20 protein-coding genes and 3 tRNA genes are annotated in these 20,427 nt (G+C 35.7%); 16 read left to right on the top strand and 7 right to left on the bottom strand.

What is annotated here, in order from left to right; translation table 11 throughout:
- Positions 1-100 precede the first annotated feature (100 nt).
- The gene (locus HMPREF9184_RS07230) at positions 101-643 is read left to right on the top strand and encodes a TetR/AcrR family transcriptional regulator (RefSeq protein WP_000665075.1); all 543 of its coding nucleotides are present in this window, start codon (positions 101-103) and stop codon (positions 641-643) included.
- Positions 644-678: 35 nt separating this feature from the next.
- On the opposite strand, the gene HMPREF9184_RS07225 is transcribed toward HMPREF9184_RS07230, so the two are convergent.
- From HMPREF9184_RS07225 to rlmH, 7 genes are all read right to left on the bottom strand, one after another.
- Positions 679-752, bottom strand: a tRNA-Asn gene (locus HMPREF9184_RS07225).
- 5 nt (positions 753-757) lie between these two features.
- Positions 758-829, bottom strand: a tRNA-Glu gene (locus HMPREF9184_RS07220).
- A 51-nt stretch (positions 830-880) separates the two neighbouring features.
- Positions 881-1,633, bottom strand: a complete 753-nt coding sequence (gene comE / locus HMPREF9184_RS07215) for a competence system response regulator transcription factor ComE (RefSeq protein WP_000866083.1) — start codon at positions 1,631-1,633, stop codon at positions 881-883.
- The gene (gene comD / locus HMPREF9184_RS07210) at positions 1,630-2,949 is read right to left on the bottom strand and encodes a competence system sensor histidine kinase ComD (RefSeq protein WP_000345272.1); all 1,320 of its coding nucleotides are present in this window, start codon (positions 2,947-2,949) and stop codon (positions 1,630-1,632) included. The genes comE and comD overlap by 4 nt, the downstream gene beginning before the upstream one ends.
- 12 nt (positions 2,950-2,961) lie before the next feature.
- The gene (gene comC, locus HMPREF9184_RS07205) at positions 2,962-3,084 is read right to left on the bottom strand and encodes a competence-stimulating peptide ComC (RefSeq protein ID WP_000799682.1); all 123 of its coding nucleotides are present in this window, start codon (positions 3,082-3,084) and stop codon (positions 2,962-2,964) included.
- A 165-nt stretch (positions 3,085-3,249) separates the two neighbouring features.
- A tRNA-Arg gene (locus HMPREF9184_RS07200) sits at positions 3,250-3,323 on the bottom strand.
- 43 nt (positions 3,324-3,366) lie between these two features.
- Positions 3,367-3,846: a 23S rRNA (pseudouridine(1915)-N(3))-methyltransferase RlmH gene (rlmH, locus tag HMPREF9184_RS07195; RefSeq protein ID WP_000694223.1), complete on the bottom strand. Its 480-nt coding sequence runs from the start codon at positions 3,844-3,846 to the stop codon at positions 3,367-3,369.
- A 186-nt stretch (positions 3,847-4,032) separates the two neighbouring features.
- Between rlmH and HMPREF9184_RS07190 the strand changes: the two genes are divergently transcribed.
- The 15 genes from HMPREF9184_RS07190 to ftsH all read left to right on the top strand — a co-directional run bounded on the left by HMPREF9184_RS07190 (position 4,033) and on the right by ftsH (position 20,397).
- Entirely contained in the window at positions 4,033-5,223 is a 1,191-nt protein-coding gene (locus tag HMPREF9184_RS07190) for a S1C family serine protease (RefSeq protein WP_000681808.1), read from the top strand.
- 57 nt (positions 5,224-5,280) lie between these two features.
- Positions 5,281-6,039, top strand: a complete 759-nt coding sequence (locus HMPREF9184_RS07185) for a ParB/RepB/Spo0J family partition protein (protein ID WP_000410358.1) — start codon at positions 5,281-5,283, stop codon at positions 6,037-6,039.
- A 223-nt stretch (positions 6,040-6,262) separates the two neighbouring features.
- The gene (gene dnaA / locus HMPREF9184_RS07180) at positions 6,263-7,624 is read left to right on the top strand and encodes a chromosomal replication initiator protein DnaA (RefSeq protein WP_004244340.1); all 1,362 of its coding nucleotides are present in this window, start codon (positions 6,263-6,265) and stop codon (positions 7,622-7,624) included.
- A gap of 159 nt (positions 7,625-7,783) precedes the next feature.
- Positions 7,784-8,920, top strand: coding sequence for a DNA polymerase III subunit beta (dnaN, locus tag HMPREF9184_RS07175; RefSeq protein ID WP_000581146.1), 1,137 nt, complete (start codon positions 7,784-7,786; stop codon positions 8,918-8,920).
- A 64-nt stretch (positions 8,921-8,984) separates the two neighbouring features.
- On the top strand, positions 8,985-9,179 hold the full coding sequence (locus HMPREF9184_RS07170) for a DUF951 domain-containing protein (RefSeq protein ID WP_000285183.1): 195 nt from the start codon (positions 8,985-8,987) through the stop codon (positions 9,177-9,179).
- 84 nt (positions 9,180-9,263) lie between these two features.
- Positions 9,264-10,379, top strand: a complete 1,116-nt coding sequence (ychF, locus tag HMPREF9184_RS07165) for a redox-regulated ATPase YchF (RefSeq protein WP_001218700.1) — start codon at positions 9,264-9,266, stop codon at positions 10,377-10,379.
- A gap of 73 nt (positions 10,380-10,452) precedes the next feature.
- Positions 10,453-11,022 (top strand): aminoacyl-tRNA hydrolase, encoded by a 570-nt coding sequence (gene pth, locus HMPREF9184_RS07160; protein WP_000163920.1) that lies wholly within the window; start codon positions 10,453-10,455, stop codon positions 11,020-11,022.
- A complete protein-coding gene (gene mfd, locus HMPREF9184_RS07155) occupies positions 11,023-14,526 on the top strand; it encodes a transcription-repair coupling factor (RefSeq protein WP_000258123.1) in 3,504 nt (1,167 codons plus the stop codon). It begins immediately after the preceding gene.
- Between the two features lie 57 nt (positions 14,527-14,583).
- Complete coding sequence (locus HMPREF9184_RS07150) at positions 14,584-14,850, top strand: RNA-binding S4 domain-containing protein (RefSeq protein ID WP_001234973.1); 267 nt, start codon at positions 14,584-14,586, stop codon at positions 14,848-14,850.
- Positions 14,843-15,211, top strand: coding sequence for a septum formation initiator family protein (locus tag HMPREF9184_RS07145; protein ID WP_000041918.1), 369 nt, complete (start codon positions 14,843-14,845; stop codon positions 15,209-15,211). The genes HMPREF9184_RS07150 and HMPREF9184_RS07145 overlap by 8 nt, the downstream gene beginning before the upstream one ends.
- A 4-nt stretch (positions 15,212-15,215) precedes the next feature.
- A complete protein-coding gene (locus tag HMPREF9184_RS10025; RefSeq protein WP_000429342.1) occupies positions 15,216-15,338 on the top strand; it encodes an SP_0009 family protein in 123 nt (40 codons plus the stop codon).
- Positions 15,331-16,602 carry a serine hydrolase gene (locus tag HMPREF9184_RS07135; protein ID WP_001224825.1) on the top strand — a complete coding sequence of 424 codons (1,272 nt, stop codon included), beginning with the start codon at positions 15,331-15,333 and terminating at the stop codon, positions 16,600-16,602. The genes HMPREF9184_RS10025 and HMPREF9184_RS07135 overlap by 8 nt, the downstream gene beginning before the upstream one ends.
- Positions 16,599-17,876, top strand: a complete 1,278-nt coding sequence (gene tilS, locus HMPREF9184_RS07130) for a tRNA lysidine(34) synthetase TilS (RefSeq protein WP_001209066.1) — start codon at positions 16,599-16,601, stop codon at positions 17,874-17,876. Before HMPREF9184_RS07135 ends, tilS begins: the two co-directional genes overlap by 4 nt.
- A gap of 4 nt (positions 17,877-17,880) precedes the next feature.
- Positions 17,881-18,423: a hypoxanthine phosphoribosyltransferase gene (gene hpt / locus HMPREF9184_RS07125; RefSeq protein ID WP_000889397.1), complete on the top strand. Its 543-nt coding sequence runs from the start codon at positions 17,881-17,883 to the stop codon at positions 18,421-18,423.
- 15 nt (positions 18,424-18,438) lie between these two features.
- Positions 18,439-20,397, top strand: a complete 1,959-nt coding sequence (ftsH, locus tag HMPREF9184_RS07120; RefSeq protein ID WP_000744574.1) for an ATP-dependent zinc metalloprotease FtsH — start codon at positions 18,439-18,441, stop codon at positions 20,395-20,397.
- Positions 20,398-20,427 lie beyond the last annotated feature (30 nt).

Below are 20,427 nucleotides of genomic sequence, written 5' to 3'. Positions count from 1 at the left end.
AAAATTTTGATATAATAGATTATACATCAAAAAATCCAAATTTCAAGGTAAAAAAATTATTTTTTAGACATATTGTCTAATTTGTCTACAAGGAGGAATTATGAAAGAAAGTAACAAACGTTTAAAAACAAAACGAATCATTGAAAATGCCATGGTTCAATTATTGATGGACCAACCCTTTGATCAAATTTCTACGGTCAAGTTAGCAGAAAAAGCCGGAATTAGTCGTTCCAGCTTTTACACTCACTACAAGGATAAGTATGATATGATTGAGCACTACCAAAGTAAACTCTTTCATACCTTTGAGTATATTTTCCAAAAACATGCTCATCATAAAAGAGATGCTATTCTAGAAGTATTTGAATATTTAGAGTCTGAGCCACTCCTGGCTGCACTCTTATCTGAAAATGGTACAAAAGAAATCCAAAATTTTTTGAGAAATAAGCTTCACATTATGCTTAGCACAGACCTTCAGAAGCGCTTTATGAAACTACAACTCAATCCAATTGAACTCGAGTATAGTAGCATTTATCTAACAAATGCCCTATTTGGTGTTTGCCAGACGTGGATTGCTCACGGAAAAAAAGAAAGCCCGCAAGAAATGACAGACTTCCTTATGAAAATGCTAGGTGATACCAACTAAAAGAAAAAAGAACACCAATGGTGTTCTTTTTCTAACTCCGCCAGTAGGACTCGAACCTACGACATCATGATTAACAGTCATGCGCTACTACCAACTGAGCTATGGCGGATAAAATAGTCCGTACGGGATTCGAACCCGTGTTACCGCCGTGAAAAGGCGGTGTCTTAACCCCTTGACCAACGGACCATCTATCTGTAGCAGATATAACCATTATATCAATTTCTTACTAATTGTCAATTACTTTTTAGATTTTTTCTCCAGAATATCTCTCAGTTTGCGAACTTTCAAACGGGTAATGGGACAACGATGATCTTCATAAAAGACAACTTCTAGATTCTTTCGATCAATTTCTCTAACATTTCCAATATTGATTAGGAAAGATTTATGAGGAGAATAGAATCGCTGGGTATGTTTGTCCTTTTCCTGAATATCTGTCATGGTTCCATAGAACTCTTTGGCAAAATTCTTACCGATAATTCGCAGTTTATGAGAAACACCTGTTGTTTCGATATACAAAATATCATGGTAAGGGATTTTCAAATCATTTCCCTTATAGTTGTAATCAAAATAGTCTACAACATCTTCGTTTTCAAGTAGCATGCTTTTGGTATAGAAAATATTCTGCTCAATACGTTTTTTAAACAATTCATCATTGATATCTTTATCAACAAAATCTAGAGCTGATACCTGGTATTTGTACGTTAAGGTAGCAAATTCAGATCGGCTGGTAATAAAGACAATAATAGCATAGGGATTGTGATGACGGATAAACTGTGCCACTTCAAATCCCTTTTTCTCAATCCCGTGAATATCGATATCTAGGAAATAAAGCTGGTTTACTTCATCGTTTTCGATATATTCCTTAAACTCACGAACTTTTCCTGTTGTCTTGTAAGAAATAGGAATATTTGATTCCCCAGAAATTTCATTCAATATTCTCTCAAGTCTCACTTGATGCTCAATAACATCTTCTAAAATTAATACTTTCATTCGAATTCCCTCTTAAATCTAATAATTTGTCTAAATGTGTTGTCTTCCATCTCTGTTTCTAAAATAATGTTGTCATACTTATCTAGAATCTCTTTGACATTATTAAGTCCTAGACCTCTATTTCTTCCCTTGGTAGAGAAACCCAAAGCAAATAGGTCTTCTGAAGGCGTCATAGTAATTTTACATGAATTCTGGATAACTATAACTGTTTCAAAATCCATTTTAATGACTGCAACTTCCATTTGTTTCAAGTAACTATCCGCGGCCCCTTCAACAGCATTGTTTAAGAGAATACTCATGATACGAACAAGATCAAGTAAGTCCATTGACAATCTAGTAATAATATCCTTTACTTCCAATGTAAACTCTACATCATTATTTCGTGCATAGACAATGGATTGAGCAATCAAACTACGTAAAGCTGAATCTTCTATATTATTCAAATCAAAGTAAGTATATTTCTCTGAACGAAGTTTTTGATTCGCTTTTACTAATACTTCATTGTAAACTCTGTCAATTTCTTGTAAATCTTCACTGTCAATTGCCATTTGCATGCTGACAAGCATACCTGCATAGTCATGACGAAAACCTCGAATTTCATTATACAAACCTACAATTTCATCTGTATAAGTCTGTAAATACTTTTGTTCAAATTTTTTCTGCTTCAAAGCAATCTCTTTTTCAACTTGAACCTTGTAAGAGTTCATTGCAAAGAAGGTTAAGAGGAGCCCAACAAAAACTACGGATGATAAAATACTTCCAAAACTATTTAAATGAGAAATAGTACTCACGATATCTGAAATAAAAGAGACGATATGTAGGAAGATAAATGCATATAGCACTTTTTTCAAAAAAGGATAGAGATAATCTTTGTCAAAATAGGTAAGTTCTAAATGGAAATAGGTAATAATTTTTTTAATAACAAAATATGTTAGTAATAATACTCCTAAATAAAACATCCCTTCATGTTCTATGACAAAACCATCACCTGTTATAGAGGATAGGGTTACGGATATAAAAGTATGGGTACTGTGATATAAGAGAGAAAATAGGAAACTCAGGAATATTCCCCTATACTTATCGAACTTTTTAAACCATATAAAATAAGCGTATAAAATAAATGGATATAAAAGTTTTTCAATCCCAAATCCACTTAAATATATAGAATAAAAGAAAAATTCAACTACCAATTCTACTACTACTGTATAAAGAATAAAGAAGTATTGTTCTTTTCTAGTTGTGTTACAAATCAAATTATAACTTTTACTAGTAATAAAAATATGTAATACAACGCTTATTATTGCGAAAAAATCCATTCTTTTCTCCCTTTACTTTCTTTTAAAAAAATAAAATAAAAAATTATTTTCCTTTCTAACTTCCCCACCTTGAATCTCCTGCAATTCTTTCTCTGTAAGCTTTGTGAACTGTTCCAATTTAACTGTGTTTTTCATAATAAAATCTCCTGTATTGTTTTTCTTGTAAATTAACTTACAAGTTTATTATACAAAATGAAGATTATTTAAGAAAAATTTCTTCTCAACTGTACTTTTTTGCACCTGAAATGCACTTTTTTAAGAAAAAAGCTGGGAGTAATCCCAGCTTCTTCTCTAATGTACTGATCCCAGCAGGATTCGAACCTGCGACCGTTCGCTTAGAAGGCGAATGCTCTATCCAGCTGAGCTATGAGACCTAACATGACCATTCTATCAAAAAATAAGAGCTAAGTCAATCTTCTATTTATGATAAGGGAATCCCTGCTGAATGGTAAAAGAACGATAAATTTGTTCAACAAGGACTAATCTCATTAACTGATGTGGCAAGGTCAAACGCCCAAAACTAACAGAAAGATTCGCTCGATGCTTCACAGCAGGGGATAGTCCCAGACTTCCACCAATAATAAATGTAAGAGTAGAAAATCCCTTTATGGAAGCTTGTTCTAACTGTTTACTGAATTCTTCTGAAGAGAGAGTTTTTCCTTCAATTGCCAACACAACGACAAAATCTCTTTCTCCAACTTTAGAAAGAATTCGATTTCCCTCTACTTCTAATATTTTGTGATTTTCTGACTCACTTGCCTTATCTGGAGTTTTTTCATCAGCTAACTCAATGATTTCTACAGTGGCAAAACGAGATATACGTTTCGTATATTCAGCAATACCATCTTTAAGATATTTTTCTTTCAGTTTTCCAACTGTTACAATTTTTATTTTCATGCTTCCATTCTATCATATCCACACTTTATTTCACATTTTATACACATCAAAATCATCTAAAATAACAAGCAAATTCACAGAATAACGTAAGTTATCCACAGCTTGTGCAAAACTTTCAAACTTTTAAGTTTGAATTAAGTTAATAGGTTTATAATCTGAGTAAATAAATAACAAACGGAGGCGTTTATGAAACACTTACAAAAATTTTACAAAAAAGGAGTTACCTTTCTTATCATCATTCTGATAGGATTTTTGAGTGGTGCTCTGGGAAGTTTTGCAACACTGCAACTTTATCAAAAACAAGGAAGTCAAGCCGCAAATAACACTACAAACACTGTTACTCAGACTTCCTACAAAAATGAAAATGCAACAACTCAGGCCGTTAATAAGGTCAAAGATGCCGTTGTGTCGGTCATCACTTATTCAGCAAATCGGCAAAATAGTGTTTTTGGAAATGACGAGACAGATACGGATACCGACTCTCAACAGGTAGCAAGTGAAGGTTCTGGTGTTATTTACAAAAAGAATGGGAAAGATGCCTATCTTGTGACAAATACCCACGTTATCAATGGAGCTTCAAAAGTCGACATCCGTTTAGCAGACGGTACAAAAGTTCCTGGTGAAATTGTCGGTTCTGATACGTTCTCTGATATTGCTGTCGTAAAAATTTCTTCAGAAAAAGTCACAACCGTAGCAGAATTTGGAGATTCTAGCAAACTAAATGTTGGTGAGACTGCAATCGCAATTGGTAGTCCTCTAGGATCCGAATATGCCAATACAGTTACCCAGGGAATCATTTCAAGCCTCAATCGAAATGTCTCTCTAAAATCTCAAGATGGTCAAGCTATTTCTACCAAAGCCATTCAAACAGATACTGCCATTAATCCTGGTAACTCTGGTGGTCCACTTGTAAACATTCAAGGACAAGTTATCGGTATTACATCAAGTAAAATTGCAAGTAATGGTGGGACCTCTGTCGAAGGTCTTGGTTTTGCAATCCCATCAAATGATGTTCAAAATATTATTAAACAGCTTGAAAGTGACGGTAAAGTGACTCGCCCTGCTCTTGGAATTCAAATGGTTAATTTGGCTAATATCGGAGCTAATGATCTTAGAAAACTCAATATTCCAAGTAGCGTAACTTCTGGTGTAGTGGTGAAATCTGTTCAAAGTAATATGCCTGCATCTGGTCACCTTGAAAAATACGACGTTATTACCAAAGTTGACGACAAGGAGATTTCTTCGTCAACAGATTTACAGAGTGCTCTTTACAACCATTCTATTGGAGACACCATTAAAATCACCTACTATCGAAATGGGAAAGAGGAGACTACAACTGTTAAGCTAGATAAAAGTACAAGTGATTTAGAATCTTAATTGACATCAGTGTAAAGAAAACTTTACATATAATAAAAGATATGTTAGTGTAGAATCATGGAAAAATTTGAAATGATTTCTATCTCAGAAATACAAAAAAATCCCTATCAACCTCGAAAAGAATTTGATGCAGATAAACTAAGGGAATTGGCCCAATCAATCAAAGAAAATGGGGTCATCCAACCCATCATCGTTCGCCAATCTCCTGTAATTGGTTACGAAATCCTTGCAGGAGAGAGACGATATCGGGCTTCTCTCTTAGCTGGTCTCACTTCTATTCCAGCTGTTGTAAAGCAACTCTCAGATCAAGAAATGATGATTCAGTCTATCATTGAGAATTTACAGAGAGAAAACTTGAATCCAGTTGAAGAGGCACGCGCCTACGAATCTTTGGTAGAAAAAGGATTTACTCACACTGAGATAGCGGATAAAATGGGGAAGTCTCGTCCTTATATCACTAATTTTATTCGTTTACTTTCCCTACCAGAGCATATCTTAGCTGAAGTAGAAAATGGAAAAATTTCTCAAGCTCATGCACGTTCACTAGTTGGTTTGGATAAAGAGCAGCAAGACTATTTTTTTCAACTAATTAAAAATGAAGACATCTCTGTGAGAAAGTTAGAAACACTGCTGACAGAGAAAAAACAAAAGAAGCAGAAAAAAAGTGACTCTTTCATTAAAGATGAGGAAGATAAATTAAAAAAACTACTTGGATTAAATGTAGAAATTAAACTTTCTAAAAAAGATACTGGAAAGGTTATTATTTCTTTTTCAAGCCAAGAAGAATATGACAGAATTATCAACAGCCTGAAATAAGGCTGTTCTTTTATTTTTTCAACCCACAAATTTATCCACGATTTTTTATAGCAAAAAACCAAAGAATTCAAGGGAATCCCTCACTTATCCCCAACCTGTGGATAAAAAGTGTAAACATTGTGGATTCTTTTCCACAGATTGTGGAAAAATGCCAGCATCTATGGTAAAATAAGTCTAACAGTAAACCTTTTTATATCAAATATAGCAAAGGAGGGGATAATTGGTGAAAGAAAAACAATTTTGGAATCAAATCTTGGAATTGGCTCAAGAAAGATTGACACGTTCTATGTACGATTTCTATGCCACACCTGCTGAACTCATAAAAGTGGAGGGAAATGTAGCTACTATCTTTTTACCTAGACCTGAAATGGAAATGGTTTGGAAAAAACAGCTCAAGGATATTATTGTGGCTGCTGGTTTTGAAGTTTATGATACTGAGATAAAAACTCAATTTGTCCTAACAAAACCTGAGGAAGAATCTTCAACCTATGTCATGGATTCTGAAAATAGCAATCATTATGTTGCTTCACAGGCCAATCTTGCTATTCCATATTCTGAAACAGGATTGAAGGAAAAATATACCTTTGATAACTTTATTCAAGGAGATGGGAATATCTGGGCCAAGTCTGCTGCTCTGGCTGTTTCCGAAGACCTCGCCTTGACTTATAATCCCCTTTTCATTTATGGTGGTCCTGGACTAGGGAAAACCCATTTACTGAATGCTATCGGAAATGAAATTCTAAAAAATATCCCTGAAGCTCGGGTTAAGTACATTCCTGCTGAAAGTTTTATCAACGACTTTCTTGAGCATCTGAGGCTCGGGGAAATGGAAAAATTTAAAAAAACTTACCGAAGCCTTGATCTCTTACTGATTGATGATATCCAATCTCTCAGTGGCAAAAAGGTTGCAACTCAAGAAGAGTTTTTCAATACTTTCAACGCTCTTCATAGCAATCAAAAACAAATCGTTCTGACTAGTGACCGAAGTCCCAAACACCTAGAAGGCCTTGAAGAAAGACTTGTCACACGCTTTAGCTGGGGATTGACTCAAAATATCACCCCTCCTGACTTTGAGACACGTATCGCCATTCTTCAAAGTAAAACGGAACATTTAAACTACCATTTCCAGAGTGATACCCTAGAATATCTGGCTGGCCAATTTGATTCAAATGTTCGAGAATTGGAAGGAGCAATTAACGATATCACTTTAATTGCCAGAGTAAAGAAGATTAAAGACATCACTATTGATATTGCTGCAGAGGCTATTAGAGCTCGCAAACAAGATGTTAGCCAACTGCTAGTCATTCCAATTGACAAAATTCAAACTGAAGTTGGTAATTTTTATGGAGTGAGTGTCAAAGAAATGAAGGGGACGAGACGAGTTCAAAACATCGTTTTGGCGCGTCAAGTAGCCATGTATCTAGCTAGAGAACTGACAGATAATAGTCTTCCAAAAATCGGAAAAGAATTCGGAGGAAAGGATCACACCACCGTTATTCATGCCCATGCTAAAATTAAATCATTGATTGATGAAGACGATAATTTACGCTTAGAAATCGAAGCAATCAAAAAGAAAATTAAATAGTTTGTGGATAACTTTTCCTTTTCTATCTTTTTTATCCACATTTTTTAAACAAGCTAAAAAGCTTGAAGTCACTAAATAGAAATCAGTTTTCCACAGAATTCACACACTCTATTATTTCTATTATCCTTCTAATACTAAAAAATAAACAAAGGAGAATCCATGATTCATTTTTCAATCAATAAAAATTTATTTCTACAAGCCTTAAATACCACAAAAAGAGCAATTAGCTCAAAAAATGCTATTCCTATTTTATCAACTATCAAAATTGATGTTACCAATGAAGGCATTACTTTGATTGGTTCCAATGGTCAAATCTCCATTGAAAATTTCATTTCTCAAAAGAATGAAGATGCTGGTCTTTTGATTACTTCCTTAGGTTCGATTCTTCTTGAAGCCTCTTTCTTTATTAATGTTGTATCTAGTCTTCCAGATGTAACGCTTGATTTCAAAGAGATTGAACAAAAACAAATTGTCTTAACAAGTGGCAAATCAGAAATTACCCTAAAAGGGAAAGATAGCGAACAATATCCACGTATTCAAGAAATTTCAGCAAGCACTCCTTTGGTCCTTGAAACCAAACTACTCAAGAAAATTATCAATGAAACAGCTTTTGCTGCAAGTACGCAAGAAAGTCGTCCAATCTTAACAGGTGTCCACTTCGTATTGAGCCAACACAAAGAACTAAAAACGGTTGCGACAGACTCTCATCGCCTTAGCCAGAAAAAATTGACTCTTGAAAAAAATGGTGATGATTTTGATGTGGTGATTCCTAGCCGCTCTCTACGCGAATTTTCAGCTGTTTTTACAGATGATATCGAAACAGTGGAGATTTTCTTTGCCAATAATCAAATCCTCTTTAGAAGTGAAAATATTAGCTTCTATACTCGTCTCCTAGAAGGAAACTATCCTGATACAGATCGTTTGATTCCAACTGACTTTAACACGACAATTACTTTTGATGTTGTCAACTTGCGTCAATCAATGGAACGCGCACGTCTCTTATCAAGTGCGACTCAAAATGGTACTGTGAAGCTTGAAATTAAAGGTGGTGTTGTTAGCGCCCATGTTCATTCTCCTGAAGTTGGTAAAGTAAACGAAGAAATCGATACGGAGCAGGTGACTGGGGATGATTTGACCATAAGTTTCAACCCAACTTACTTGATTGATTCTCTTAAAGCTTTAAATAGCGAAAAGGTGACCATTAGCTTTATCTCAGCTGTTCGTCCATTCACTCTTGTCCCAGCAGATACTGATGAAGACTTCATGCAGCTCATCACACCAGTTCGTACAAATTAAGTGAAAGAGGTTGAGCCTGGCTCGCCTCTTTTATGATATAATCAAAAAAGAAAAGGAGAGTAGTATGTATCAAGTTGGAAATTTTGTTGAGATGAAAAAACCACATGCTTGCACAATCAAGTCAACAGGGAAAAAAGCCAATCGTTGGGAAATTACACGTGTTGGGGCAGATATCAAAATCAAATGTAGCAATTGCGACCACCTTGTCATGATGAGTCGCCATGATTTTGAACGAAAAATGAATAAGATTATTGACTAAGAACCTTTAGTTAGAGAGTTAGCAAGTTTTCCCTTTTTGTGTTATAATGTTAGGGATTGAAATGAGAACGGAGAATGAGAAAATATGGCTTTAACAGCAGGTATCGTTGGTTTGCCAAACGTTGGGAAATCAACCCTTTTTAATGCAATTACAAAAGCAGGAGCAGAGGCAGCAAACTACCCATTTGCGACTATTGATCCAAACGTTGGAATGGTAGAAGTTCCAGATGAACGCCTACAAAAACTAACTGAAATGATTACTCCTAAAAAGACAGTTCCAACAACTTTTGAATTTACAGATATTGCAGGGATTGTAAAAGGCGCATCGAAAGGGGAAGGTCTAGGGAATAAATTCTTGGCCAATATCCGTGAAGTAGATGCTATTGTTCATGTTGTGCGTGCATTTGATGATGAAAATGTTATGCGCGAGCAAGGACGTGAAGATGCCTTTGTGGATCCACTTGCAGATATTGATACCATTAACCTGGAGTTGATTCTTGCAGACTTAGAATCAGTTAATAAACGCTATGCGCGTGTAGAAAAGATGGCACGTACGCAAAAAGATAAGGAATCTGTGGCGGAATTCAATGTTCTTCAAAAAATTAAACCAGTCCTTGAAGATGGAAAATCAGCTCGTACGATTGAATTTACAGATGAAGAACAAAAGGTTGTCAAGGGTCTCTTCCTTTTGACCACCAAACCAGTTCTTTATGTAGCGAATGTGGATGAGGATGTAGTTTCAGATCCAGATTCTATCGACTATGTCAAACAAATTCGTGAGTTTGCAGCGACAGAAAATGCTGAAGTAGTCGTTATTTCTGCGCGTGCTGAGGAAGAAATTTCTGAGTTAGATGATGAAGATAAGCAAGAGTTTCTTGAAGCACTTGGCTTGACAGAATCAGGCGTTGACAAGTTGACTCGAGCTGCTTACCACTTACTTGGACTTGGAACTTACTTCACAGCTGGTGAAAAAGAAGTTCGCGCTTGGACCTTTAAGCGTGGTATGAAAGCTCCTCAAGCAGCTGGTATTATCCACTCAGACTTTGAAAAAGGTTTTATTCGTGCAGTAACCATGTCATATGAGGATCTAGTGAAATATGGATCTGAAAAGGCTGTAAAAGAAGCTGGGCGCTTGCGTGAAGAAGGAAAAGAATATATCGTTCAAGATGGCGATATCATGGAATTCCGCTTTAACGTTTAATAACATTTAATAAATAGTGTCAATTAGGTTGGAAAAAAATTCCAACCCTTTTGGCTTTTGAAAGGAAAAATAAATGACCAAATTACTTGTTGGATTAGGAAATCCAGGAGATAAATATTTTGAAACCAAGCACAATGTTGGCTTTATGTTGATTGACCAACTAGCTAAAAAACAAAATGTCACCTTTACACATGACAAGATATTTCAAGCTGACCTAGCCTCTTTTTTCTTCAATGGAGAAAAAATTTATCTCGTCAAACCAACAACATTTATGAATGAAAGTGGAAAAGCAGTTCATGCTTTATTGACTTACTATGGTTTGGATATTGAAGATTTACTCGTTATTTACGACGATCTTGACATGGAAGTCGGGAAAATTCGTTTAAGAGCAAAGGGCTCAGCAGGTGGTCATAATGGTATCAAGTCTATTATTCAACATATTGGTACTCAGGTCTTTAACCGTATTAAAATAGGAATTGGAAGGCCCCAAAAAGGCATGTCAGTTGTTCACCATGTTTTAAGTAAGTTTGATCAGGGAAACTATGTAGGTATTTTACAGTCAATTGACAAGGTTGACGATGCTGTAAACTACTATTTACAAGAGAAAAACTTTGAGAAAACGATGCAGAGGTATAACGGCTAAATGGTGACTTTATTAGATTTATTCTCAGAAAATGATCAGATCAAAAAATGGCATCAAAATCTGACAGATAAGAAAAGACAACTAATACTAGGTCTGTCAACTTCTACCAAGGCTCTTGCAATTGCAAGTAGTCTAAAAAAAGAAAATAAGATTGTGTTATTGACATCAACTTATGGAGAAGCAGAACGAATTATTAGTGATCTTCTTTCTATCTTAGGAGAGGAATTTGTCTATCCATTTTTGGTAGATGACTCTCCTATGGTAGAGTTTTTGATGTCTTCACAAGAAAAAATCATTTCGCGAGTTGAAGCCTTGCGTTTTTTAGCTGATTCATCTAAGAAAGGGATTTTAGTTTGTAATATCGCAGCAAGTCGTTTGATTTTACCTTCTCCAACTGGATTTAAAGAAAGTATTATAAGGATTGCAGTCGGTGAAGAATATGACCAACATGACCTTCTTCACAAATTAAAGGAAATAGGCTATCGTAAAGTTACGCAAGTACAAACTCAAGGTGAGTTTAGTATTCGAGGAGATATTTTAGATATTTTTGAGATGTCTCAGTTAGAACCTTTCCGAATCGAGTTTTTTGGTGATGAAGTAGATGGAATTCGGACTTTTGAAGTCGAAACACAATTATCAAAAGAAAATCAAACAGAACTCATTATCTTTCCAGCTAGTGATATACTTTTAAGAGAAAGAGACTATATACGAGGTCAGTCAGCTTTAGAAAAGCAAATTTCGAAGACCTTATCACCAATTTTAAAATCATACTTGGAAGAGATTTTGTCAAGTTTTCATCAAAAACAAGTACATTCAGATAGTCGCAAGTTTTTATCTTTATGTTACGATAAAACATGGACTGTCTTTGATTATATTGAAAAAGATACGCCAGTATTATTTGATGATTACCCAAAATTAATGAATCAGTATGAAGTATTTGAAAGAGAATTAGCGCAATACTTTACAGAAGATTTACAGAACGGTAAATCTTTTGCTGGTATGCAGTATTTTGCAGATACAGAGCACACCTATAAAAAACAAAGTCCAGTTACCTTTTTCTCCAATCTACAAAAAGGATTAGGGAATCTCAAGTTTGATCACATTTATCAATTTAATCAATATCCTATGCAGGAGTTTTTTAATCAATTTTCTTTTCTTAAAGAAGAAATTGAGCGATATAAAAAAATGGACTACACCATTATTCTGCAGTCTAGCAATTCAATGGGAAGTAAAACATTGGAGGATGTTTTAGAGGAATACCAGATTAAATTGGATTCAAGAGATAAGTCAAGTATCTGTAAAGAATCTGTAAACTTAATCGAAGGTAATTTAAGACATGGTTTTCATTTTGTGGATGAGAAAATTCTCTTGATTACTGAACATGAGATTTTTCAAAAGAAATTAAAACGTCGTTTTAGAAGACAACATACGTCAAATGCAGAGCGTTTAAAAGATTATAATGAACTTGAAAAAGGGGACTACGTTGTTCACCATATCCATGGAATTGGTCAATATCTAGGCATTGAAACAATTGAAATCAAAGGCATTCACCGTGATTATGTCAGTGTACAGTATCAAAATGGTGACCAAATCTCCATCCCAGTAGAGCAGATTCAGTTACTGTCCAAATATGTTTCAAGTGATGGGAAAGCTCCAAAACTTAATAAATTAAATGACGGTCATTTCAAAAAAGCCAAGCAAAAAGTTAAGAACCAGGTAGAGGATATAGCTGACGATTTAATCAAGCTTTATTCTGAGCGTAGTCAGTTGAAGGGTTTTGCTTTCTCAGCTGACGATGATGAGCAACATGCTTTTGATGATGCTTTCCCTTATGTTGAAACGGATGATCAACTTCGTAGTATTGAGGAAATCAAGAGAGATATGCAGGATTCTCATCCCATGGATCGACTTCTGGTTGGAGATGTTGGTTTTGGGAAGACTGAAGTTGCAATGCGTGCAGCCTTTAAGGCGGTCAATGATCATAAACAAGTTGTCGTTCTAGTTCCGACGACGGTTTTAGCGCAACAACACTATACCAATTTTAAGGAACGATTCCAAAATTTTGCAGTTAATATTGATGTGTTGAGTCGCTTTAGAAGTAAAAAAGAGCAGGCGGAGACACTTGAAAAATTAAAGAATGGTCAAGTCGATATATTGATTGGAACGCATCGTGTTTTGTCAAAAGATGTTGTGTTTTCAGATTTAGGCTTGATGATTATTGATGAAGAGCAACGATTTGGTGTCAAGCATAAGGAAACATTGAAAGAACTGAAGAAGCAAGTGGATGTCCTAACCTTAACAGCTACTCCAATACCTCGTACTCTTCATATGTCTATGTTGGGAATCCGAGATTTGTCTGTTATTGAAACTCCGCCAACTAATCGCTATCCTGTTCAGACTTATGTTTTGGAAAAGAATGATAATGTGATTCGTGATGCTGTCTTGCGTGAAATGGAGCGTGGAGGTCAAGTTTACTATCTTTACAACAAAGTTGACACGATTGATCAGAAGGTTTCAGAATTACAGGATTTGATTCCAGAAGCTTCAATTGGGTATGTTCACGGACAAATGAGTGAAATTCAGTTAGAAAACACTCTATTGGACTTTATTGATGGCCAATATGATATTTTGGTGACAACTACCATAATTGAAACAGGCGTTGACATTCCAAACGCCAATACCTTATTTATCGAAAATGCAGACCATATGGGATTGTCAACCTTGTATCAATTAAGAGGAAGAGTTGGTCGGAGTAATCGCATTGCCTATGCCTATCTTATGTATCGTCCAGAAAAATCAATCAGTGAAGTCTCTGAAAAGAGATTAGAAGCAATCAAAGGATTTACAGAATTGGGATCTGGATTTAAGATTGCTATGCGAGATCTTTCAATTCGTGGAGCAGGAAACCTTTTAGGAAAATCCCAATCGGGCTTTATTGATTCTGTTGGTTTTGAATTGTATTCTCAGTTACTAGAAGAAGCTATTGCTAAACGCAATGGCAATGAGAACACAAGAACCAAAGGAAATGCTGAGTTGATTTTACAAATCGATGCCTATCTTCCTGATACTTATATTTCTGACCAACGACATAAGATTGAAATTTACAAGAAAATTCGTCAAATTGACAGTCGTGTCAACTATGAAGAATTACAAGAAGAGTTGATGGACCGTTTTGGGGAGTATCCAGATGTGGTGGCCTATCTTTTAGAGATTGGTTTGGTCAAATCATACTTGGATAAGGTCTTTGTAGAACGTGTGGAAAGAAAAGAGAATAAGATTACGGTTCAATTTGAAAAAATTACTCAGCGACTGTTCTTGGCTCAAGATTATTTTAAAGCCCTATCTGCAACAAACTTAAAAGCGGCTATAGCTGAGAATAGAGGATTGATGGAAGTCGTATTTGATGTCCGAAACAAGAAGGATTATGAAATTTTAGAAGGTCTGCTGATTTTTGGAGAAAGTTTATTAGAGATAAAAGAATCAAAGGAAATTAATTCTCTTTGACGTTTTTCTTCTATAAAAGGGATAAAAATGGTACAATAATAATTTGAGGTAATAAAAATGAGATTAGACAAGTATTTAAAAGTATCACGAATTATTAAGCGCCGTACAGTCGCAAAGGAAGTAGCAGATAAAGGTAGAATCAAGGTAAATGGAATTTTGGCCAAAAGTTCAACGGATTTGAAAGTTGATGACCAAGTTGAAATTCGCTTTGGAAATAAGTTGTTGCTTGTAAAAGTACTGGAAATGAAAGATAGTACAAAAAAAGAAGATGCTGCTGGCATGTATGAAATTATCAGTGAAACACGGGTAGAAGAAAATGTCTAAAAATATTGTACAGATGAACAACCCTTTTATTCAAAATGAACACCAACGTCGTCGTTACCTGATGAAGGAAAGACAAAAACGAAATCGTTTCATGGGTTGGGTTTTGATTTTGATGATTTTATTGTTTATTTTACCGACCTATAATCTGGCCCAAAGCTATAATCAGTTACTACAACGTCGTCAGCAATTGACAGAGTTGAAAGAACAGTATCAAACTCTCAGTGATGAAAAGGATAAGGAATCCGCTTTTGCTAAAAAGTTGAAAGATGAAGACTATGTAGCAAAATATGCACGCGCCAAGTACTATTACTCAAAGACACGAGAAGCGATTTACACAATTCCTGATTTGCTTCCGAGGTAATGTCATGGAAAATTTATTAGAAGTTGTTGAGAAGTTTTTAAGTTTGTCAGATGAAAAATTAGAAGAATTAGCAACTAAAAATCATTTATTACGATTACAAGAAGAAAGGGAAGGAAAGAATGCGTAAGTTCTTAGTAGTGTTATCACTACTATCTGTTTTTATCATAACTTCAAGAGTAGTTAGCACAGAAAAACAGCTTCCTTACTCTTCACAAGAAATTTATTATCTAACTGAGTCTGATTATGGATTTTACTATAAAGAACCTCTTGAATCGCCAATGGTTTATGGAGAAACGGCTATCTATGCAAATGAGGATTTGATTAAGGAGTCTGGAAAATTGACTCCTGGAACCACCTTTAAAATCGTAGAATGGCGTTTGAATAGACAAGGTGTTCCTGTTTTTAAATTAAACAATCATCAGTTTGTCGTTGCAGATAAGCGTTTGGTCTATGATCGAAGTAATGTTCAAACTCAAAATAGACAAGTATGGTTGGAGCCGGGGTTTGTCATCTATAACAGTCCTTATGGTGCTAAAGAAATTTCTTCATCCCTCTCTCCCTATCAACGCGTAACAGTGGATAGAACCCTTTTTGCTGAGGGACAAGAATTTCTTCATATTGATCAAGTTGGATGGGTATCAAAAGAGTTTGTTTCAGAAGAGGATAATCGCATCCAGAAGGTTCAAGAAATCTTATCAAACAACTATCAGAATGAAAATTATTCTATTTATGTTAAACAACTGAGTACAGGTAAAGAGGCTGGGGTGAATGAAGATAGCAAACTCTATGCAGCTAGCATCTTGAAACTAGCCTACCTTTATTATGCTCAAGATAAGATAAATCAAGGGGAATATACACTAGACAGTAACTTCAAGTATATTCCAGAAGTGAATAATTTCCCTGGATCCTATAAACCAGAAGGTAGTGGTAGTTTACCTAAAACAGGAGACAACAAAAACTACAGTCTCCAACAATTAATTACCAAGGTAACAAAAGAGTCTGATAATGTTGCTCATAATATTTTAGGTTATTATGTGACCAATCAATCTGACGGGACTTTTAAAGAAAAAATGTCTACTATTATGGGTGAAGATTGGGATGTGAATGATAAATTAACTTCTTCAAAAATGGCTGGAAAGGTCATGGAAGCTATTTATAATCAGAATGGCTTTGTCCTAGAGTCTCTGAGCAAGACGAATTTTGACAACCAACGAATTGCAAAAGGTGTTTCGGTTAAGCTAGCTCATAAAATCGGAGATGCTGACGAGTTCAAACACGATACTGCGATTGTTTATACGGACTCTCCTTTCGTTCTTTCCATTTTCACCAAAAATTCTGATTATGACACTATTGCTAAAATAGCCAAGGATGTCTATGAGGTTCTAAAATGAGGGAGCAGGATTTTTTAAATCATTTTCTCAGAAAAGAGTATTTCAAAAAACATTCTAAAGTCGTGTTGGCTTTGTCTGGCGGACTGGATTCGATGTTTTTATTCCATTTATTGTCTACTTATCAAAATGAGTTGGGAATTGAGCTGATTTTAACTCATGTCAATCATAAGCAGAGAAGTGAGTCTGACTGGGAGGAGAATGAACTAAGGAAGTTAGCTGATGTAGCTGGACTTCCTATTTATATCACAAGCTTTTCAGGAGAGTTTTCAGAAGCGTGTGCTCGAGAATTTCGTTATGATTTTTTTAGGAAAATCATGAAAGAGGTTGGGGCGACAGCCTTGCTCACTGCCCACCATGCGGATGATCAGGTTGAAACGATTTTGATGCGCTTCATTCGCGGAAGTCGACTACGTCATCTAACAGGAATAAAAGAAAGTCAAGTAGTTGATGATATTGAAATCATCCGTCCCTTGTTGCATTTTCACAAAAAGGATTTTCTACCAATTTTTCATTTCGAAGATCAAACAAATCGTGAGAACAGCTATTTTCGCAATCGTATTCGAAATAGGTATTTACCAGAGCTTGAAAAAGAAAATCCTCGACTTAAATCCGCTCTTTTAGATTTAGGAAGGGAGATTTCAGATTACCAAGCAGCCATAACGGAACTTTCTGAACAGATTGATGTGGAAGATTTGAATGAGCTCTTTTCATACTCAAAACAAACTCAAGGGGTCTTGCTCCAGAACTATCTCAATCAATTCCCAGACTTAAATCTTACGAAGTCCCAGTTTGATGAAGTTCGACAGATTTTAGCAAGGAAAAGTCAGTATCGTCACCCACTGAAAAATGGTTACGAATTGATAAAAGAGTATCAGAATTTTCGAGTTTGCAAAATCAGTCCTCAGGCTGATGAAAAGGAAGATGAACTTGTGTTACACTATCAAAATCAAGTTCAACATAAGGGCTATTTATTTTCCTTTGGCATTCCTATTGAAGGGGACGCTGTTCAAAAAATAATGGTTTCACGGGAAACATCTGTACATATTAGATGTCGAAAACCTGGTGATGTTCTGCTTATAAATGGTCACCGAAAGAAACTGAGACGTCTATTTATAGATTTGAAAATCCCTATTAAAAAACGAAGAACAACTCCTATTATTGAGCAATTTGGAGAAATTGTCTCAATTTTGGGAATTGCGATCAGTGATTTGAGTAAAAACACGAAAAATGATATAATGAACACTGTACTTTATATAGAAAAAATAGATAGGTAAAAAGATGTTAGAACACGATATTAAAAAAATCCTCATTTCACATGATGAAATTACAGAAGCAGCTAAAAAGCTAGGTGCACAATTAGCTAAAGATTATGAGGGAAAAAATCCAATTCTTGTTGGAATTTTGAAAGGATCGATTCCTTTTATGGCTGAATTGGTCAAACATATTGATACGCATATTGAGATGGACTTTATGATGGTATCTAGCTACCATGGTGGAACTGCAAGTAGTGGTGTGATCAATATCAAGCAAGACGTAACTCAAGATATCAAAGGAAGACATATTCTATTTGTAGAAGATATCATCGATACAGGTCAAACTTTGAAGAATTTGAGAGATATGTTTATTGCAAGAGAAGCGGCTTCTGTTAAGATTGCAACCATGTTAGATAAACCAGAAGGGCGAATTGTTGAAATCGAAGCTGATTATACCTGCTTTACTATTCCAAATGAGTTTGTAGTAGGTTATGGTCTGGATTATAAAGAAAACTATCGTAATCTTCCTTATGTTGGAGTCTTGAAAGAGGAAGTTTATTCAAATTAGAAAGAGCATTCTTTAATGAAAAAACAAAATAATGGTTTAGTTAGAAATCCATTTCTATACTTATTAATTATCTTCTTCCTTGTAACAGGATTCCAGTATTTTTACTCTGGAAATGCTGCTGGGAAAAGTGAAAAAATTAACTATACAGAATTGGTAAAAGAAATTACAGCAGACAATGTAAAAGAATTAACCTATCAGCCAAATGGTAGCATCATTGAGGTGTCTGGTGTTTATAAAAATCCTAAGACTAGTAAAGAAGAAACAGGGATTCAATTTTTCACTCCTGCTGCTACAATAGTAGAAAGATTCTCAAGTACTATTCTTCCGTCTGATTCAACAGTTTCAGAATTGCAAAAACTTGCTTCTGAACATCAGGCTGAGGTAACGGTTAAACATGAGAGTTCTAGCGGTATGTGGATCAATATCCTTGTTTCTGTTGTGCCATTTGCTATTCTCTTCTTCTTCCTATTCTCTATGATGGGAAATATGGGAGGAAATAATAGTAGGAATCCAATGAGTTTTGGACGTAGCAAGGCCAAAGCTGCTAACAAAGAAGATATCAAGGTACGATTTTCAGATGTTGCAGGTGCCGAGGAAGAAAAACAAGAATTAGTTGAAGTTGTTGAATTTTTAAAAGATCCAAAACGATTTACAAAACTTGGTGCGCGTATTCCTGCGGGTGTTCTTTTAGAGGGACCTCCGGGAACAGGTAAGACTTTGCTTGCTAAGGCGGTTGCCGGAGAAGCAGGTGTTCCATTCTTTAGCATCTCAGGATCTGATTTTGTAGAAATGTTTGTCGGAGTTGGTGCAAGTCGAGTTCGTTCTCTTTTTGAGGATGCAAAAAAAGCAGCGCCAGCTATCATCTTTATCGATGAAATTGACGCTGTTGGTCGCCAACGTGGTATCGGCCTCGGTGGAGGAAATGATGAACGTGAGCAAACTCTGAACCAGCTCTTGATTGAAATGGATGGTTTTGAGGGAAATGAAGGAATTATCGTTATCGCTGCGACGAACCGTTCAGATGTTCTAGATCCAGCTCTTCTCCGTCCAGGACGTTTTGATAGAAAAGTCTTAGTTGGTCGCCCTGATGTTAAAGGTCGTGAAGCAATCTTGAAAGTTCACGCTAAAAACAAACCTCTAGCAGAAGATGTTGATTTAAAATTAGTTGCCCAACAAACTCCAGGTTTTGTTGGTGCCGACTTGGAAAATGTTCTAAACGAGGCGGCCTTGGTTGCTGCCCGTCGCAACAAGTCAGTCATTGATGCTTCAGATATTGATGAGGCAGAGGACAGAGTGATTGCTGGACCGTCTAAGAAAGATAAAACAGTATCACAAAGAGAACGTGAATTAGTTGCCTACCACGAGGCTGGACATACCATTGTTGGTCTAGTCTTGTCAAATGCCCGTGTTGTTCATAAAGTGACCATCGTACCACGTGGACGTGCAGGCGGATACATGATTGCACTTCCTAAAGAAGATCAAATGCTCCTTTCTAAAGAAGATATGAAAGAGCAATTAGCAGGTTTGATGGGTGGTCGTGTAGCTGAAGAGATTATCTTTAATGTCCAAACTACAGGAGCTTCAAATGACTTTGAACAAGCTACACAGATGGCGCGTGCAATGGTCACTGAATACGGTATGAGTGAAAAACTAGGTCCAGTTCAATATGAAGGCAATCATGCTATGTTTGGTGCACAAAGTCCTCAAAAATCAATTTCAGAGCAAACAGCCTATGAGATTGATGAGGAAGTTCGTTCATTATTAAATGAAGCACGGAATAAAGCAGCTGAAATAATTCAATCAAATCGTGAAACTCACAAACTGATTGCAGAAGCATTGTTGAAATATGAAACATTGGATAGTACTCAAATTAAATCTCTTTACGAAACAGGAAAAATGCCTGAGACTGTAGAAGAGGAATCCCATGCCTTATCCTATGATGAAGTAAAATCAAAAATGAGTGAAGAAAAATAACCCCGGAGAGGCTATGCCTCTCTTTTTGTG

It is taken from the genome of Streptococcus sp. oral taxon 058 str. F0407 (assembly GCF_000235485.1).
Classification (GTDB): Bacteria; Bacillota; Bacilli; order Lactobacillales; family Streptococcaceae; genus Streptococcus.
The sequence above is the reverse complement of the archived record's forward strand: the minus strand, read 5'-3'. Positions and strand labels throughout refer to the sequence as shown.

What these genes read in the sequence shown, in the direction of transcription:
- HMPREF9184_RS07170 (WP_000285183.1), top strand. Translation starts at nt 8,985, where the DNA reads ATGTATCAAGTTGGAAATTTTGTTGAGATGAAAAAACCACATGCTTGC.
- comC (WP_000799682.1), bottom strand. Translation starts at nt 3,084, where the DNA reads ATGAAAAACACAGTTAAATTGGAACAGTTCACAAAGCTTACAGAGAAA.
- HMPREF9184_RS07150 (WP_001234973.1), top strand. Translation starts at nt 14,584, where the DNA reads ATGAGATTAGACAAGTATTTAAAAGTATCACGAATTATTAAGCGCCGT.
- rlmH (WP_000694223.1), bottom strand. Translation starts at nt 3,846, where the DNA reads ATGAAAATAAAAATTGTAACAGTTGGAAAACTGAAAGAAAAATATCTT.
- ftsH (WP_000744574.1), top strand. Translation starts at nt 18,439, where the DNA reads ATGAAAAAACAAAATAATGGTTTAGTTAGAAATCCATTTCTATACTTA.
- tilS (WP_001209066.1), top strand. Translation starts at nt 16,599, where the DNA reads ATGAGGGAGCAGGATTTTTTAAATCATTTTCTCAGAAAAGAGTATTTC.
- HMPREF9184_RS07145 (WP_000041918.1), top strand. Translation starts at nt 14,843, where the DNA reads ATGTCTAAAAATATTGTACAGATGAACAACCCTTTTATTCAAAATGAA.
- comE (WP_000866083.1), bottom strand. Translation starts at nt 1,633, where the DNA reads ATGAAAGTATTAATTTTAGAAGATGTTATTGAGCATCAAGTGAGACTT.
- HMPREF9184_RS07185 (WP_000410358.1), top strand. Translation starts at nt 5,281, where the DNA reads ATGGAAAAATTTGAAATGATTTCTATCTCAGAAATACAAAAAAATCCC.
- ychF (WP_001218700.1), top strand. Translation starts at nt 9,264, where the DNA reads ATGGCTTTAACAGCAGGTATCGTTGGTTTGCCAAACGTTGGGAAATCA.
- pth (WP_000163920.1), top strand. Translation starts at nt 10,453, where the DNA reads ATGACCAAATTACTTGTTGGATTAGGAAATCCAGGAGATAAATATTTT.
- hpt (WP_000889397.1), top strand. Translation starts at nt 17,881, where the DNA reads ATGTTAGAACACGATATTAAAAAAATCCTCATTTCACATGATGAAATT.
- HMPREF9184_RS07135 (WP_001224825.1), top strand. Translation starts at nt 15,331, where the DNA reads ATGCGTAAGTTCTTAGTAGTGTTATCACTACTATCTGTTTTTATCATA.
- comD (WP_000345272.1), bottom strand. Translation starts at nt 2,949, where the DNA reads ATGGATTTTTTCGCAATAATAAGCGTTGTATTACATATTTTTATTACT.
- HMPREF9184_RS07190 (WP_000681808.1), top strand. Translation starts at nt 4,033, where the DNA reads ATGAAACACTTACAAAAATTTTACAAAAAAGGAGTTACCTTTCTTATC.
- HMPREF9184_RS07230 (WP_000665075.1), top strand. Translation starts at nt 101, where the DNA reads ATGAAAGAAAGTAACAAACGTTTAAAAACAAAACGAATCATTGAAAAT.
- mfd (WP_000258123.1), top strand. Translation starts at nt 11,023, where the DNA reads ATGGTGACTTTATTAGATTTATTCTCAGAAAATGATCAGATCAAAAAA.
- dnaN (WP_000581146.1), top strand. Translation starts at nt 7,784, where the DNA reads ATGATTCATTTTTCAATCAATAAAAATTTATTTCTACAAGCCTTAAAT.
- HMPREF9184_RS10025 (WP_000429342.1), top strand. Translation starts at nt 15,216, where the DNA reads ATGGAAAATTTATTAGAAGTTGTTGAGAAGTTTTTAAGTTTGTCAGAT.